Below are 15,892 nucleotides of genomic sequence, written 5' to 3'. Positions count from 1 at the left end.
GGCCGAGGCCGGACGTACGAACCGGCCGGACGCGACAACCTCTGCAGCGACAATCCCGAGGCGTTCTCGCACCGCGCCATTCGCGATGTCGGGTTGAGGTCAGCCCGAACGATCATCCGTCCTGCACCGGTGGCGCTCATGGCTTGAGCCACCAGATGCAAGTCTCACAGTGAGTCTTGCCGGTACCGGGTGGTCCGAGGAACACCGCGTTCTCCTTGCCGGCCGTTCTTGACCCAGTTACAGGCCGCCAGGTGGTGGAGGATCGCCGCGTCGGGCTTCACGTTGGCGTCGGCGTCGAACGGACGCAGCGATTTCTCCTGCGGAACTGGCGACCTTGATGCCGCGTTGAGGGGGCGCGGGCCGTGGTCGTCGCATTCAGCGAGTAGGAGCTCGGTCAGAACACTCAACACGAGCGCTCATCCGCCTGGTCGACCAGAGCACGAAATCTAAGAGGTCGTTCCTTCGATCTGAGGGGGTCCGCAGGATCCGGTGACGGGGGTTCTGGACGACCGTGGAGGTGAAGCGGCAACCCCGCCGCGAGGGGAGGAATCGTGAACCACAGGTGTTCTGCCATTGCAGTATCGGCGCTCGCATTCAGCGCCCTTGGGCTCACCGCAGGCAACGCGGCAGCAAGGGTTCCTGATCCAGACCCCAGCGGACCGGTTCGGGTCGTGTCCCAGTCCCCGCGGCCTCAGGTGACCATTGAGGTCCCGGTTGACGACCGCATATCGGAGGCCATCCAGGCCGGCGCGTCCGCGCTGGGTGGCGCGGCCATCATGCTGGGTGGTGTATGGCTGTATCGGCGGCGCCATACCCTGGCCGGGTAGGCTGAATCTGCCACCCGCGCACCTGTAGGGAGCGGCTGGCACATCCTGGTCAAGAGCGGTGATGGCCGGCCAGCCGCTCCGCGAGCGCAGCCGCTTCGACGCGGCTTGAGGTGCCAGTCTTTCGCAGGATGTTGGAGACATGGACGCTGACGGTCTTGTCGCTAATGACCAGTTCCTGGGCGATCTCGCCGTTGGATCGCCCCGCGACCAAGAAGGCCAGGATCTGCCGTTCCCGCTCGGTCAGCCCCGCCAGCGGCTTTGGCATTTGAGCTGCGCCTCCGATCGGAACGGGATGCCTGAGATTGACGCGTGCAATCCGTGCGAGCGACTCGACCTGTGTTTGCAGCGGCTTGGCGCCGAGTTTGACGGCAGTCTTGTGGGCTTGCCTCAGCAGATTGCTGACCGTTGAAGTCGGTGGTCCGGTGGCGAGGATGGCTTCGGCGCACTGAAGTCGTGACACTGCTTCCTGCCATGGCATTCCCGCGGCATGACATCTGTCGGCCGCTTGACGCCAAAGTTCAGCTTGGCCGGAATCGCCTCGGCAGCGTGCTATCTCGGCGTCGAGCAGGGCCTTACCCATGGTCGTGTCTGCGTCCTCGGGCCTCCAGGTCGTGAACGGCTCGTGAGGCCACTTGCCGAGCAGATCTTGCAGCATGGCCGCGGCCTGTGCTGCCCCGCGTGTGTCTCCCGCATCGCGGGCGGCCTGCGCGGTCTCTGCGGCCGCGTGAGCGAAATCGACGAGTAGGCCCTCGATGTATGCGGCATCTGCCACGTCGATCCGGGATTGCAGCCACTGCAGCGACTTCTGCGGTCCAGTCGATGCCATGAAGACTTCTGCGGCGGCGATGGTCAAAGCGACATGATGATTCGCGGTGTCCGCAGAGATAAGCTCAAGAGCACGGGCCAGGTGTTGTTCGGCTTCCGTGGTGCGCCCGCACCGGGTGGCAAGTTGAGCCGCGATCAGCCGAACAGAGGCTCCCGCGATGCCGCCGCAACGCGCCGCCAAGGCTTGCCGAAGCAGCTCACGACAGTCGTCCCAGCGACCGTCGTCCAGCAGCCCGTCGGCCGCGTATGAGGCGAGGTGATAGGACCACTCCGAGCCCGCTGCGAGTGCTTCTTCGAACACTGCTTTGGCTACAGCTGTGGCCTCGCCATCCCTTCCGAGTTTCCGCAAACACCTGACCCGCTGGATCGCTGCCGCCTCGAGCCACTCCGTCGAGCCGCACGATCGGGCAAGTCGCTCCGCCTCTTCAGCGTCCGACAACGGGTTCGATGCAAAGTCAGCGAAATTAACGAAAGCGCGGGTGCTGAGAGCTGCTGCCAGGGCCAGCTGGGAACGGGATCTTCGCGCGGTCTCCACGGCGTCTTCAGCATGGGTCGCTGCTTCGTCGTGCAGCCTGTCCACGCGCTCGGCAAAAGCCAACGCTCCCAGAGCTAGGGCGCGCTCAGCGCTGTCCGGAGCTGCATCCGTGAGCCGGACCGCCTGGATGAGGTCGTCGGTCACGGTCGTCTCGGGCGCCCAGCGCCGATACATTGCTCTCCAATGGGCGAGCAATAGGGTGCTCGCACGCAACGGCTCAACGTTGCGGTCGACCAATATCAACGCTTCCGCCGCAAGGCGAACCGCAGAGTCGAGCAGCCCTCCTCGGCCGCAGGCGCTGCTCGCACGGCTCAGCAGATCCACACGGGCCGCCGGTGCTCCTCGGACGTTCGGCGAGACGTGGGCCCACAACGAGCAGGCGCGTTCTAGGTGGATTGCCTCTTCGGCCGTGGCGTGCAACTCGGCCGCGTTCTCGGCCGCGATCAAGGACCATCGGTAGGCGTCGTCGGTCATTCCGGCTCGGTGGCTGTGTACTGCCAGCTCTGCTGCTGCGCGGGCAGGAGCGACCTCGGGCCGGGAACAGAGTACGCGTACGTAAGCTGCATGCAGGCGAGCTGCGTCGTCGGGCGGCGTCTCGTTGTACAGGATGTCGGCGAGAAGTGGATGGCGGAACCATGGGCGGTGTCGATCATCGGGTCGTAGGACGCCGTGATCACGAGCCTCGGTCAGACAGGCGGACAGCTGCGATTTGGCGACACGATGTGTTGACGACACTCCGGCCAGGACTGCGAGATCGATCGGTCGGCCTCCGGCGGCGAGGATGCGTGTGACCTGCCTGGCCGGCTCGGTCAGGCCGTGCCAGCTGGCCAGCAACGCGTCCCTCAGCGCTGTTGGTGCTGCCGACGGCAGGCTTGGTTCAGTCCCGGAGAGGCCGCGGACCAGGAGCTCGGTCAGGTACGGGTTTCCGCAAGAGCGCTCGTGCACCTGTACTGCGAGCCCGATGTCTACCTGCCGCCCCAGCAAGCCGGCGATTTGTGTCTCAGTCGCCGCTAGGTCTAGCCGATCGAGGTGGACTTCCTGGAATCCGGGCATGCGGCGCATATCGGCGAGCCAGGTGTGCAGGGGATGGCCCTCGCCGAGATGCTCGTCACGGCATGTTGCCAGTACGGCAAGGCGGCGATCACGGAACCCGGTGATCAGGTAGGCGAGGACATCCAGCGACGAGCGGTCCGCCCAGTGCAGGTCGTCAATCACCACGACGGTCGACGCCCTGTCGGCGAGCCGGCTGAACACTAGATCGATCAACGGCAGCAGCCGTCCCGGTTCGTTCGCCTGGGACTGACCCAAGCTCGGCAGGAGCGCAGCTAGATCGTCCGCGCCGAACAGCAGGTCAGCGCGCGCCGCACCGTCAGCCTGCGTCAGCCAGCCTTGCAGAGCGCCGGTCACCGGCGCGAACGGCACCGACGCATGACAAAAATGCACACAGGCCCCCCAGAGGACCTGCACATCAGGTGGCAGCGTGTCGGATGCCGCCCGGACCAGCTGAGTCTTGCCAACTCCGGCCTCCCCGTGAACCACCACCGCGCACGGCACACCGCCTGCGGCGGCTGCCAATGCGTCCGCGAGCAACTGCAGCTCACCTGCCCGGCCGGCAAGCCGGAGATCCGCCTTAACGCGAACCACCCCCATACAGACAGTGTCTGCCCGGCCCAAACCATTTGCGCAACCGACCATGACCAAGTCGTTCGCTCACCGGACACGAACCACCTGTCCAGATGCCGGCCTCGCTGAAGTAGTCGAGCGCCGGCGGACGTCTTGGCGCGCTGGAGGGCTTGCCCGCGAAGTCCTGGATCAGGACCAGCAGCGCACTCAATAGAGCCGAGCTCTAACCTCGAGTACGGCGGCCTGCGGACGGCCGATGCCAGTGGCAATGCCAAGGCCGCGTGCGACATCCGGACAACTCAGCCGCCGGGTGACGACTCGTTCGGGCCTACGGCAACTCACCGTTTTACTCACCGAATTGAACCCTCGCCGCGGCATTCTGGCTGACAGATTGGGACTCGCCTCGTGAGGGAAGTCCGTCGAGCAGCACCCGCAACGAAGTCTCCAGTGTCCCCCGGACCGCGAGGTTGGTCAGATCCTCGGCCAAATTCGCGACGCGGGCGAAGCCTCGTGCCTGAGCCGTCGCGGCCATGGCTTGCGCGGCCTCGCGCTGCGCCTCCTCGTCGATGTTGCGACGCGGGCGCTCGAAGACGATGTGACCGAATGTCAGTGAAAACAGCTGCCAGAACGTCTGGGCCGCGGCCCGTCCGGTGAGCCCACCATCCTCGAGGTTGGCCAGGACGTGCTCAGCCAGTCGGCCGAGACCCTCCGAGTGTGCAGGTACTCGCCGCTCGACAAGCAACTGGACGACGCTCGGATGATCCAGCAGGAGCTCTCGCCACGCGACCATGACATCGATGACGCGCTGCTGCCAGTCAGGCGCGTTGCTGTACGGGATCTCCATCCTGTTCAGCGCCAGGACCAGCATGGCGTCGATCAGTTCGTCCTTCGACGCCACGAACTTGTAGATCGTCATCGGCGAGATACCCAGTTCGGTGGCGACGCTCCGGATCGACAGTGCCTCCAGTCCACGCTCGCCTGCTTGCCGCAGGGCCGTGGACACCACGTCATCCGATGTCACTGCGGCGACGTGCGACCGTGAGGAACCATCTCGCCGTAACGGTGAACGATCCGTGGTCTCTGGCGCACGGGTGGGACTGGGGTCCGGCTGTGAGGTCACGTTTCGACCGTACACCAGACACCTACGGCGTACGCGAATCTAAGCTCTTCCCTCAAGTTCATTTACGGTGTATTCATTGTCTATACACTGTACGAGGAGGCGTCATGACCACTAGTCCAACCGGTGTCTCGGTGGCCCTGCAGACGGCGACGCGCAAGGCGGCGGCGCGGCTCATTCCGCTCGTCATGCTGATGTATGTCATCAGTTACCTGGACCGGGTCAACATCGGCTTCGCGGCAGCGAAGATGAACGCCGACCTCGGACTCTCGACCGCCGCCTACGGCCTCGGCGCCGGTCTGTTCTTCATCGGGTACGTGCTGTTCGAGGTGCCCTCGAACGTCATCCTTCACCGGCTGGGCGCACGACTCTGGCTTGCCCGAATCATGGTTACCTGGGGCCTGATTTCGGGGGTGATGGGCTTCGTTCAGTCGGAGCTGGGCTTCTACATGGCCCGGGTTCTGCTCGGAATCGCAGAGGCGGGCTTCGTGCCAGGAGTCATCTACTTGTTGACACTCTGGTTTCCCAGTCAGGTTCGGGCCAGGATGGTCGCCCTCTTCATCATCGCGATCCCTTTTGCGGTCGTCCTGGGTGCGCCGCTCTCAGCCGTGCTCATCGAGCACGGGCATGGCCTGTTCGGGCTCGAAGGCTGGCGTTTCATGTTCCTCGCCGAGGCGATACCCGCCGTCGTTGTCGGCATCGTCGTGTTCTTCGTACTGCCGAGCTCCCCAAAGAACGTCTTATGGCTCACCGACGATGAGCGCACCGCGCTCTGCTCAACTCTTGAATCGGAGGCTGATAGCGCAGCCGAGCACGGTCCGTCTGATGTCTATTCGACCCTCAAGGACTGGCGCATCTACGCCGTCTCGTTCATAGGGTTCTCGGTCAACATGGGCGGCTACGCCCTGTCCTTCTTTCTGCCGCAGGTCGTCGCAAACCTGGCCGTACAGTTCGACCAGGACTTCTCGATCTGGGATACCGCACTCCTCACCGCTATTCCCTTTGTCGCCGCGGCGGCCGCGGTGTGGCTTGTCGGTCGCAGCTCAGACCGCCACCAGGAACGGCACTTCCACGCGGCCATCCCATTGCTCGTCGGCGCCATCGCCGTCTCAATCGCCTTGTACTTGCCCAACACCACTCTCGTCATGATCGCCATCTCCATTGCCGCGGCCGGGAGCTACTCGGTACTGCCCGTCTTCTGGCAGCTCCCGCCTCGCTTCCTCACTGGCGCCGCGGCGGCCGCAGGAATCGGAGTCGCGGGCGGCCTCGCGAACGTGGCTGGGTTCGTCGCGCCATACATGACTGGTGGCCTCGAGACAGCTACCGGGAGCTACAAGCCGGCGATGTTCGTTGTCGCGGCATTCATGGCGATGGGAGCTTGTGTCGCTCTCATGCTTCGGCGACGCCCAGAGTTCGCCAGCTCTGCCCAGCCCGGCGCTCCCACGCGGCGCTGACCTACGCCGAACCTGCCGCCTGACCAACGACCAAGGGGCTCCTTTATGCCTGCCATCATCGGACAGTACGTCGACCAGATCATGACCACCGAACTTCGTCCCCTCGGCAACATGCCAAGGGGTGTTGCCCACAAGCTGTACGACGCCGTACGCCGCCGTACCGGCACGCCTTTAAGCACCGCGATGGCGGAAGGGATAGTCAACAGGGTCACGGCCGGCGACACGGTCCTCATCCTCTGCGGAGCGGGCGGTCCTCCCACTCTTCCTACTGGTGAGATCGACGGCCTCCTGGGTGCAGTCGCGCTCGCGCGTGTTCTCGCGCTCGGCCTGCGGGCTGAGGTACATCTGGCGTCGGTTGAGCGCTTCATGGAACCTCTGACCCAGGTGGTGCGCGCTGGAGAGCTCAATGTCCGGCTCGGTCCCGAGGACCACCGCCCGGGATCAATCACCTTGCACATCTCACCGGAGGACGATGATCTCGGCCGCGAATTCAGCGGCCGGATCCTGGATGAGCTCCAGCCAGCGCTGGTTCTCGCCATCGAACTCTTGTCACCAAATCGAGCCGGAATCATCCACGGCGCTACCGGGCTCCCCTGGCACGACGTTCACTTCGATAGCGCGGTTCTCTTCAAGCTCGCGCAGTCGCGCGGAATCCTGACCTGCGGAATCGGCGACGCAGGAAACGAGGCCGGATTCGGCTCCGTGCCCGAAGTTGGAACCATCCAGCCGCAGGGCTCCGTCTGCCGGTGCCCCTGTGGCGCAGGCATGGCGTCCGCTGTAGCGACCGACCTCGTCCTTAGCGCCGCGATCTCCGACTGGGGCGGGTACGCGGTCACGGCGTTGATCGCCTATCTCATCAGGCGGCCTGACCTGATCGCCGACCCGGACTACGTCGAGAACCTCCTGCGGGCAGCCGTCCGGTCCGGGGCCGTGTGCGGTTGGTACGCGCGCCCCACCCTGAGCGACGACGGCGTGCCCCTGGTGGCCCAACGGGCGGCGGCAACGCTCATGCAGACCGCAGTCACCCAAGCTCTCCTGCAAGCCGACTCCCCCTCGCACTGAGGCAGCACTATGACTATCCCGACTCACACTTACGCCGACATGGAACGGGTCCGAAGGCTTCTCGCGGAAAGTCAGTTCGACGCGATCGTCTCGACCTGGCCTGAAAACACTCACTATCTTTCAGGTTTCTACCACCCAGACATGCGACTCACCTGGGAGCGCCTGCACATCGTCGTGTGGCCCGCCGGCGGGGAGCCGATCTATGTCGTTCCCAAGGCCCGCGCTGACAACTGGAACGGAACCGACTCGGGGACCTGGGCACCCGAGGAAGACCGCCCGTACATCAGCGACATTCGTGGGTACCGCGGCGAGCACGAACACATGGTTGACGTGGTCGCCGATGCACTGGCTGATCTCGGCCTGACAAATGGCCTGATCGGCGTGGAATACCGCGCCTGTCCCGTCAAGATCTCCGACGGGCTCCGGCACCGAATGCCCGGTCTACGATTCGGGGACGCGTGGCCCTTGTTCAACCAGATGCGACAGGTGAAAACGCCAGCCGAGGTGCAGCTCCTGACCGAGGTTAACCAGCTGACCGCCCGGCACCTCGAGGACGCACTCAGCACGCTCCGGGCAGGCGACACCGAGCTCGCGGTCGCAGCACGCATCACGGACGCACTCATGCGCGCCGGTGCACAGGAACTCACCCACTCGATATTCGGAGGTGGCTGCCGCGCCGGCCAATGGCACCCCTGGCCCAGTCAGAAGGCCCTCGAGACCGGGATGCTCATCCGCACCGATTGGGGCGTCCGCATAAATGGCTACTGCTCCGACATCGCACGCACCGCTGTCGTCGGCACCGCCAGCCGCGAGCAGCGAACACGATTCGACCGGATCAGCGCCGTACATGACGTCATCGTCGACGCCGCCCGTCCAGGCGTCGTAGCGCGAGAGCTTGTGGATCTCGCGCGACGCGAGTACGAGCAGCGTGGCGAAGAGTTCCGCTGGAGCATCGTCGGCCACGGCATCGGGCTAGTCCTCCATGAGGAACCGCAGCTCACCGTCGAGTACGACGAACCGCTCGTCGAGGGGATGACGCTCGAGATCGAGCTCGGGTGGGTCAACCCTACGCAGGGCTTCCACATCGAGGACTTCGTTTACGTCGGACGCGACAGAACCATCAACCTCACCACCGACCCCGGCGCGCGCGCCTTGATTGAGAGTGGACGATGAACACCACCCCAGCACAGCAGAACGCGACCTTGGAGTCGGCCAATCGCAAAGCGATGAGGCGCCTGCTTCCTATCCTCATCGCCCTCTTGTTCGTCAACTACCTCGACCGAGTCAACGTTGGCTTCGCGGCACCTCACATGAACGCCGATCTCGGGATGACGACGGCTGCCTACGGACTCGGCGTAGCGTTGTTCTTCGTCGGCTACGTACTCCTCGAGGTGCCCAGCAACTACATACTTTATCGCGTCGGTGCGCGGACGTGGCTCGCACGCATCGCCGTCACCTGGGGCCTCGCCGCGGCGGCCCACGCCCTCATCGTCGGCCCAGATTCATTCGCGACGATGCGCATCCTGCTCGGCATCGCGGAGGCGGGACTCCTGCCCGGAATTCTGTTCTACATCTCACGATGGTTCAGCGGGCCCCATCGCATCACGGTCCTCGGCACCTACTACGTCGCCGTACCACTCTCGACCGCACTCGGCGGTCCGGTCTCCAACTGGCTCATCCACCACGGAACCTCCACGTTCGGTGTCGATGGCTGGCGATTCATGTTCGCTGTCGAAGGCCTTGCCGCAGTGGTCCTGGGACTCGTCGTCCTCCGAGCTCTACCCTCGACACCCAACGAGGCGCGGTGGCTCAGCGCTGACGAACAGGGCGCGCTCGAGCAAGCCGCTGCCCGCGAGTCAGTGAAGGCTGAGGAGAGCCGTTCGTTCGTCGCCGCACTGCGCAGCGCCGCAACGATGAGGCTGGCAGTCACGTTCGTACTGCTCACCTTCCCGATGTTCGCCATCAGCTTCTTCCTGCCACTGGCGACCACCGCAATCGCCGGTGCTGGGACAGGCGCGATCAACCTCGTGACCTTCATCCCGTTCAGCCTCGGTGCGATCGCCTCGTGGACGTGGAGTCGGCGCTGCAGGACTCGCGGCCTGCATCCGTGGCGATACTCGGCTCCGGCCATGCTTGCCGGCGCTGCCGTGCTGCTGTGTGCCCATGCCGGGAACTCGTTCGCACTTCTCATGCTCGGCGTCTCGATCGCCGCGATCGGGATCTACTCAGCCATCCCGGTCTTCTGGACCATCGCGAGCGGGTCACTCTCGGGCCCCGCGGCGGCCGCCGGCCTGGCCTTGATCAACACCATCGGAAGTCTCGGGGGTTTCGCCGCAGGCTACTTCACCGGATGGCTGCGCGACCTCAGCGGAAGCTACCAGCAACCGTTCACGGCAATGGCCGGCTGTCTGGTGCTCAGCGGCTTGCTCGCCCTGACGACCCGCAAGAACTCTCAGCGGGTCACCAAGTCGGCCGCGACTGGCGAGGCAGGCTCATGACTGAAACGCACATCGTTCGTCAGACCCCGCCGCGCATCTCCTCGGACACCGTTCACGCCGCCCTCCGAGCGGCCCTCGGCCGCAAGGTGACCAGCGGTGATCCGGAGAAGATGTCGGCCTATCTTGCCGACCAGTGCCTACTCACGACAGCCGGGGTACCAGCCCACCTCGTCCGCGCAACGGCGCAGGAGGATGTGGTGGAGACGCTCAAGGTCGCACATCGCTTCCAAATACCCGTCGTGACCCGGGGTGCAGGTACAGGGCTCACCGGGGCAGCGAATGCGATTGACGGATGCATCATGCTCAGTTTGGCCGACATGAATCGAATCGTCGAGATCGACCCCGTCGGGCGTCTGGCTCGGGTCGAGCCCGGCGTCATCAACGGCGACCTCGATCGGGCCGCGTCAGGGCACGGCCTTGGATACTTGCCGGACCCCGGCAGCCGAGACATCTCGACCATCGGAGGCAACATCGCCACCAACGCCGGAGGAATGTGCTGCGTCAAGTACGGCGTCACCAGAGAACACGTCGCCGCCCTGACCGTCGTACTTTCCGATGGTCAGGTTCTGCGCACCGGCTCACGGACCCGCAAGAACGTCACGGGGTTGGATCTGACCAGTCTCGTCGTCGGATCCGAGGGCACCCTGGCGGTGATCACGGAGGCAACGGTCTGGCTGCATCCAAGGCCTGTCGGGACGTCGACCGTCGTAGCCCTGTTTGGCTCGCTTCGCCAGGCGGTCATCGCGGTGGACATTCTCACCCGGACACTGGCTCCTTCAGCGGTCGAGATCATGGATTCACAAACCATCGCTGCAGTGAACGAGTTCACCAGGATGGGTATCAACACCACAGCTGCCGCGGTGCTACTTCTGCGGTTCGACGGCTCAGAGACAGCAAACTCCACTGACGCTGAACTAGCAGGCGACCTGCTAGGCAACCACGGAGCGTCGGAGGTGTTCCGAACCAACGACCCTGCCGAAGGCAACGAGCTCATGGCTGCTCGGGCCGTGGCGCTGACCGCCCTCGAGAGCAAGGGCGCGATTCTTCTACACGACGTCGCCGTCCCAGTGCACCAACTGCCCGCCCTTGTCGCTGGCGTAGGCCAGATCGCTGAACGACATGAACTCACCATCGCGACGTTCGGTCACGCCGCGGACGGCAACATGCATCCGACCATTGTGTTCGACGCGGCGGACAGTCACGCGCGCCACCGTGCCAAGACGGCCTTCGAGGAGGTCATGGACCTGGGTCTCAGCCTCGGAGGAGTCCTCAGCGGCGAGCACGGGATAGGTGTACTGAAGCAACAACACCTCCCCAAGCAACTCGACCCTGGCACACGCAACCTGACGAAACGAGTTAAGCATGCTTTCGATCCAATGAACCTCCTCAACCCGGGACGTGCCCTCTGAACGAGGACCACGACCCAAGGGTGCCGTACGGCCGCAGGTCGGTCTCGGTGCGCCGCAGGTACCAGACCGCAACGAAGGACGGCACTTCCGCGTCGACCGGATCTCTCCCCGGACCCCCACCTGCCCGCGGTTCACCCCGCGCGAAACTGCCCGGCGGTGACGCCGCGAAGTTCGTCGCACGAGGAGTGTCCGAGGTCGGCCGATAGGGGCCACGATCCGCCTCCACGCCTCCGCAGAGGTGGCACGGCACCGAGCCGAGGTGGTGTGCGGGACCATGTGCGCCGTCTCGGCCCCGGTTCGGCCGGCTCCGACAAGGGTCGTCGCTCACTCCTGCCGGAGGAAGCGCAGGACCGCGAGTACCCGCCTGTGGTGGTCACGTTCGCCGGGAGCGAGGTCGAGCTTGGTGAAGATGCTGTTGACGTGCCCCTCGATGGTCTTCAAGCTCAGGTGCATTTCGTCCGCCAGCGCGGTGTTGGAGAGGCCCTGCGCCATCAGGCCCAGCACCTGACGCTCGCGGTCCGTAAGTTCAGCCAGTGGATCACGTTGCCGGCGCCGCCCGACCAGTCTGGTGACCAGCTCGGGGTCGATCACCACCTCGCCCCGGGCGACTCGCCGTACGTCGACGCTGAACGTCGTAAGGTCCGAGACTCGGTCCTTGAGCAGGTAACCAACTCCTCCGTCGAAGTCGGTCATCAGCCGCATCGCGTGGTGGACTTCGACGTATTGCGACAGCAGCATCAATCCGACGGCGGGCACAGCCATACGGATCTTCGCGGCTGCGTCGATCCCCTCTGCGCTGTAGCCGGGTGGCATCCGCAGGTCGATCACCGCCACATCGGGCGGGTCGCGCCGGACCAAATCGACGAGCTCGGCGCCGTCACCCACCTGACCTACGACATCGAAGCCGGCCTCGGCGAGGATCCGCGCCATTCCCTCGCGGAAAAGCACCGCGTCGTCGGCGAGCACCACTCTCACGGTCCCTCCCGGGACGGCGTTGGCCAGTCGACTGGGATGTGAGTGCGAAGGCGGGTGCCGGCCCGTGGTGGGCTCTCGATCTCCAGCCGCGCGCCGAGCGCGGCGAGCCGGTCCACGAGGCCTTGCAGTCCACTGCCGGCCGCGGGATCGGCGCCACCGGCGCCGTCGTCGGACACCTGAACCCGCAGCCCCTCTCCGTCGTCCTGGGCGACCACCTCGACGACCGCGGCGCCGGAATGCCGGGCAGCGTTGGTGATCGCCTCGCTCACGAAGAAGTATGCCGTCGCTTCCACCTCGGCCGGCTGCCGCTGAGCGACGTCGACGCGGAGCTGCACCGGGACCGGAGAGCTGTCGGCGAGATCGGCCAGTGCCGGCCCCAGCCCGTCCTGGGTGAGCACCGACGGGTGCAGCCCGCGGGCCATCTCGCGCAGTGCCGCAGTGGCGTCGAGAAGCTGGCGGCGTGCGGACTCCGCACGCTCCGCGAGGTCCGGGTCGCCGGACTCGGCGGCCCGTTCCGCGAGCGCGCCGAGCTCGAGGCCGAGAGTCACGAGCCGCTGCTGGGCGCCGTCGTGCAGATTGCGCTCGATCCGACGCCGAGCCGCGTCCTGGGCGGTTACAATCCGGCGAGCCGCGGCCTGCAGTTCGGCGGCCTGGTCGGCAACCTGCTGCACCTTCGCATGATGGTCGATCACCAGACCGGCCTGGGCGACCAGGTCGATGAGCAGCCGATCCTCCGGCTCGGTCAGGGGCTCCCCCACACGCTTGCGGACAGTCACCGCGCCTCGAATCACGCGGTCGTGCACGACCTGGCGAACAATCTGGCGCTCCTCACCCAGCTGAGCCAGCGAGGCCGGCGGCCGATCGCACCGATCCGGCCAGGCGGCGACCGCCTGGAGCGCTCGGTCATCACCGACCCACACGACGACCTCGGTCGCGCCGACCGCGTTCGCGACTGCCGCCGCGAGGCCGTCCAGCAGCTCGCCGCGGGGAGTGATCAGCTGTGCCGAGAGGCTGGACAACGCTTCGTACGGCGTCGCCCGGTGACCGTAGACCAGCCGGTCCGCGAGCCGCTGGGCGCGTCGCCGTGCCGGTTCGAACGCCAGCGCCACCAGGGCGGTCGCAACCAGTGACATCACACCCTCCGGGAAGGGAACGAGTGCACCGACACCAACCACAACCACGAGGTAGCCGGTTGTGATGACCGCGGCCATCACACCGACGACGAGGGTTTTGTTGATGACGGGGTCGATGTCATAGAGGCGGTACTTGAGGATCGCCACGCCCGCGGCGATGGCGACCACCGGCGTGCCGAGCAGGCCGGGAAGAGGAGTGCTGAGCACCAGCACGCCGACCAGCAGGACCACGAGATCCATTCCGACGGCGAAGACGAACCATCGCAACTGCCGGGCCTCGTCGCCCTCGGCACGCAGCATCCGTGCCACCACAGCGATCGTGAACAACAACTGGAACAGCCCATAGCAAACCGTGCGGGCCGGCGTCAGGAGGCTCTCTGCGACGTCCGCACCAGGGACGTCGAATGGGTGAGGCGCGATCACGCCCACTCGGTCGTACTCCACCGGCCACAGAGCTGAGGGCACCGCGAGCACCGCCGCGACCACGACCATCGCGAGCGCCGCAATACGCCACCATCGGGAGAGAAACCGGCCGTCGGGGAACGCCATCACTGTCACCCCGGCCAATGCAATCACCAACGGCAGCGGCCAGACACCGATCCAGCCGAGCCACGCTGCGCCGGGAAGCGGTTCATCATGGAGGCCGTACTGCCGGCCGAAGAACATGATCGCCGACGCGATGCCGGTGGCCACGAACAACCGGGCCTCGCGATGGCCGGGGCGCACCCGGAGGACGTAGAGGCCGACGGCCGTGAACGCCGCACCGAGAAGGCCGTTGTGCAGGTTGTCGAGGTGGAAACCCAGCATCAACCCGTACCCGACGAGCAGAGCCGTGCCGAGCCCAACGACTCCTACCAGCGCCTCACGCGCGGGCGCCGGACCCTCGTCGTACTGCTCGGCCGCACCGGCCGAGCGCAGCCCAGACATGCAGACATAGTGGCAGATCCGCAGCGGCGGCGTACCAGGGTTAACCCTGGTACGAGGGCAGGGGCTGCCCTCCTGCGTACAACCTTCCACAGCGGGAGCGTGGGGTCATCCAACCGGCCCGACTCAGGAGCTTCCGATGTCCAATACCACCGCACTCGGCACCAACCCGATCCGCTCCCGCCGCATCGACCGCACCGGAGCCTTCTTCCTCCTCTTCGGCGGCATCGCGTTCTTCGCCGGCGGCGCCCTCCATCCCAAGGACCACAGCTCGGACGGCACCAAGCTCGAGCAGCTCCACGACATGCTCGTCGACCCGCTGTGGTACCCCTCCCATGCAGTGTTCCTGGCAGCGATCGCGCTCATCACGGGCGGGGTCGTCGTGATCCGTCGACGCGGCGACCTGTACGGCGGCATGGCCCGGCTCGTGAGTGTGGTGGCCGCGATCTCGGTGGTCGCCACTCTGGCCATGCTGATCCACCTCTTCGCCGCGACCGAGGCAAAGGCGATCGAGGACGGTGACTCGACTGCACTGATCCTGTTCCACACCTGGAACGAGACGATCGTGAACCCGCTCTGGGGCCTGGCGATCGCCGCACTAGCCACAGCCGGCGGAATCACCCGCACGGTCGGCAACCGGATCACCCTCGTCCTCGGTCTCGTCGGAGGGCTCACCTTCGCCATGGCAACGGCGACCATTGCGTTCACCGACCTGTTCGACCCGCTGTTCCCCGTCAGCTCGATGATCGGCGTGTGGGCCGCCGCGGTGGGCGCAATCGGATTGCTGCGGCAAACCTGACGGCGTGGCTAGCGTGGAGGCGTGCGAGGCCTAGCGACGCCATGACCGGGTTAGTATCTGGCAGGCTGGCGGCATGTGCGGACGGTATGCCTCTGCACAGCCGCCACATGCCGAGCGCCAGGCCACGGGCCGGGTATCGAAACCAGCGGTATGCGCTGACATCCGACCGGTTTGCAGACGGTGACACGTGGATCCGCCGTACCCCATCGGGGCGGTCACCTCGACACCCCGCTCCGGACCGGGCTCAGCTGGCTGGCGGTCCGGCAGCAGATTCAGCCGGCGCCGTACGACGTCGCCGCAGGACAGGCAACGCCATGGCGTAGGCGGTGTGCGGCTGGCACCGGCCGCAGTGCCGCGTCCTCACGATCCGGGCCGGGTCCTGGTGGTCGGTAGTCGACCACGAGGAGGTCTGGAGTTCCTCGCGCGGCCGCGCGGCCCAAGTTTGGCTGCCGGGGCACCGCCACAGCAAATGAGGCGGCGCTGGCCGACTTGGCCTTGTGCTGCGACCGAGATGATCAGGTCGGTGGAGAGAGCGCGGTGTACGGTCGCCCGGCTTGACCCAACAGCGTCGGCGATCTGTCGGATCGACATGCCGTCGGCCTGTAGTTGCCGGGCGGTGCCGATCTGGCCAGGGGTCCGGGATTTGCCGTGGCCGGTCGGGGCGAACCCGCGGCGCGAGTTGGTCTTTACCTTGTGCTCGCAGGCGATCCG

Annotated in this window: 10 protein-coding genes; 6 read left to right on the top strand and 4 right to left on the bottom strand. The window is 65.9% G+C overall.

Annotated elements, in window-relative coordinates:
* Positions 1-876 precede the first annotated feature (876 nt).
* Together EV649_RS42000 and EV649_RS11455 are read right to left on the bottom strand one after the other, a co-directional pair.
* Complete coding sequence (locus EV649_RS42000) at positions 877-3,837, bottom strand: LuxR family transcriptional regulator (protein ID WP_198682398.1); 2,961 nt, start codon at positions 3,835-3,837, stop codon at positions 877-879.
* Positions 3,838-4,156: 319 nt separating this feature from the next.
* On the bottom strand, positions 4,157-4,813 hold the full coding sequence (locus EV649_RS11455) for a TetR/AcrR family transcriptional regulator (protein ID WP_130383179.1): 657 nt from the start codon (positions 4,811-4,813) through the stop codon (positions 4,157-4,159).
* A 221-nt stretch (positions 4,814-5,034) separates the two neighbouring features.
* Here EV649_RS11455 and EV649_RS11450 point away from each other — a divergent pair, with 221 nt between their 5' ends.
* From EV649_RS11450 to EV649_RS11430, 5 genes are read left to right on the top strand one after another with little or no spacing between them, the layout of a single operon-like run.
* Positions 5,035-6,381, top strand: coding sequence for an MFS transporter (locus tag EV649_RS11450; protein WP_130383178.1), 1,347 nt, complete (start codon positions 5,035-5,037; stop codon positions 6,379-6,381).
* A 45-nt stretch (positions 6,382-6,426) separates the two neighbouring features.
* Positions 6,427-7,443, top strand: a complete 1,017-nt coding sequence (locus EV649_RS11445) for a glutamate cyclase domain-containing protein (protein ID WP_130383177.1) — start codon at positions 6,427-6,429, stop codon at positions 7,441-7,443.
* A 39-nt stretch (positions 7,444-7,482) separates the two neighbouring features.
* Positions 7,483-8,616: a Xaa-Pro peptidase family protein gene (locus tag EV649_RS11440; protein WP_198682397.1), complete on the top strand. Its 1,134-nt coding sequence runs from the start codon at positions 7,483-7,485 to the stop codon at positions 8,614-8,616.
* Positions 8,613-9,941, top strand: coding sequence for an MFS transporter (locus EV649_RS11435; protein ID WP_130383175.1), 1,329 nt, complete (start codon positions 8,613-8,615; stop codon positions 9,939-9,941). Before EV649_RS11440 ends, EV649_RS11435 begins: the two co-directional genes overlap by 4 nt.
* On the top strand, positions 9,938-11,350 hold the full coding sequence (locus EV649_RS11430; protein WP_130383174.1) for an FAD-linked oxidase C-terminal domain-containing protein: 1,413 nt from the start codon (positions 9,938-9,940) through the stop codon (positions 11,348-11,350). Before EV649_RS11435 ends, EV649_RS11430 begins: the two co-directional genes overlap by 4 nt.
* A 324-nt stretch (positions 11,351-11,674) precedes the next feature.
* Here the strand turns inward: EV649_RS11430 and EV649_RS11420 are convergent, their stop codons facing one another.
* Together EV649_RS11420 and EV649_RS11415 are read right to left on the bottom strand one after the other, a co-directional pair.
* Positions 11,675-12,325, bottom strand: a complete 651-nt coding sequence (locus tag EV649_RS11420) for a response regulator transcription factor (protein ID WP_130383173.1) — start codon at positions 12,323-12,325, stop codon at positions 11,675-11,677.
* Positions 12,322-14,385: a histidine kinase gene (locus tag EV649_RS11415; RefSeq protein ID WP_130383172.1), complete on the bottom strand. Its 2,064-nt coding sequence runs from the start codon at positions 14,383-14,385 to the stop codon at positions 12,322-12,324. Before EV649_RS11415 ends, EV649_RS11420 begins: the two co-directional genes overlap by 4 nt.
* Positions 14,386-14,521: 136 nt before the next feature.
* Between EV649_RS11415 and EV649_RS11410 the strand changes: the two genes are divergently transcribed.
* Positions 14,522-15,181 carry a hypothetical protein gene (locus EV649_RS11410; RefSeq protein WP_130383171.1) on the top strand — a complete coding sequence of 220 codons (660 nt, stop codon included), beginning with the start codon at positions 14,522-14,524 and terminating at the stop codon, positions 15,179-15,181.
* Positions 15,182-15,892: the final 711 nt, after the last annotated feature.

This window comes from Kribbella sp. VKM Ac-2569 (assembly GCF_004216905.1).
GTDB lineage: Bacteria > Actinomycetota > Actinomycetes > Propionibacteriales > Kribbellaceae > Kribbella.
Note: the sequence above shows the minus strand (reverse complement) of the source record. Positions and strands in the feature narration are given on the sequence as shown.

Bases quoted from the DNA above. Each gene is read 5' to 3' on its own strand.
- EV649_RS42000 (WP_198682398.1), bottom strand. From the start codon at position 3,837: ATGGGGGTGGTTCGCGTTAAGGCGGATCTCCGGCTTGCCGGCCGGGCA.
- EV649_RS11450 (WP_130383178.1), top strand. From the start codon at position 5,035: ATGACCACTAGTCCAACCGGTGTCTCGGTGGCCCTGCAGACGGCGACG.
- EV649_RS11445 (WP_130383177.1), top strand. From the start codon at position 6,427: ATGCCTGCCATCATCGGACAGTACGTCGACCAGATCATGACCACCGAA.
- EV649_RS11440 (WP_198682397.1), top strand. From the start codon at position 7,483: ATGGAACGGGTCCGAAGGCTTCTCGCGGAAAGTCAGTTCGACGCGATC.
- EV649_RS11435 (WP_130383175.1), top strand. From the start codon at position 8,613: ATGAACACCACCCCAGCACAGCAGAACGCGACCTTGGAGTCGGCCAAT.
- EV649_RS11430 (WP_130383174.1), top strand. From the start codon at position 9,938: ATGACTGAAACGCACATCGTTCGTCAGACCCCGCCGCGCATCTCCTCG.
- EV649_RS11415 (WP_130383172.1), bottom strand. From the start codon at position 14,385: ATGTCTGGGCTGCGCTCGGCCGGTGCGGCCGAGCAGTACGACGAGGGT.
- EV649_RS11410 (WP_130383171.1), top strand. From the start codon at position 14,522: ATGTCCAATACCACCGCACTCGGCACCAACCCGATCCGCTCCCGCCGC.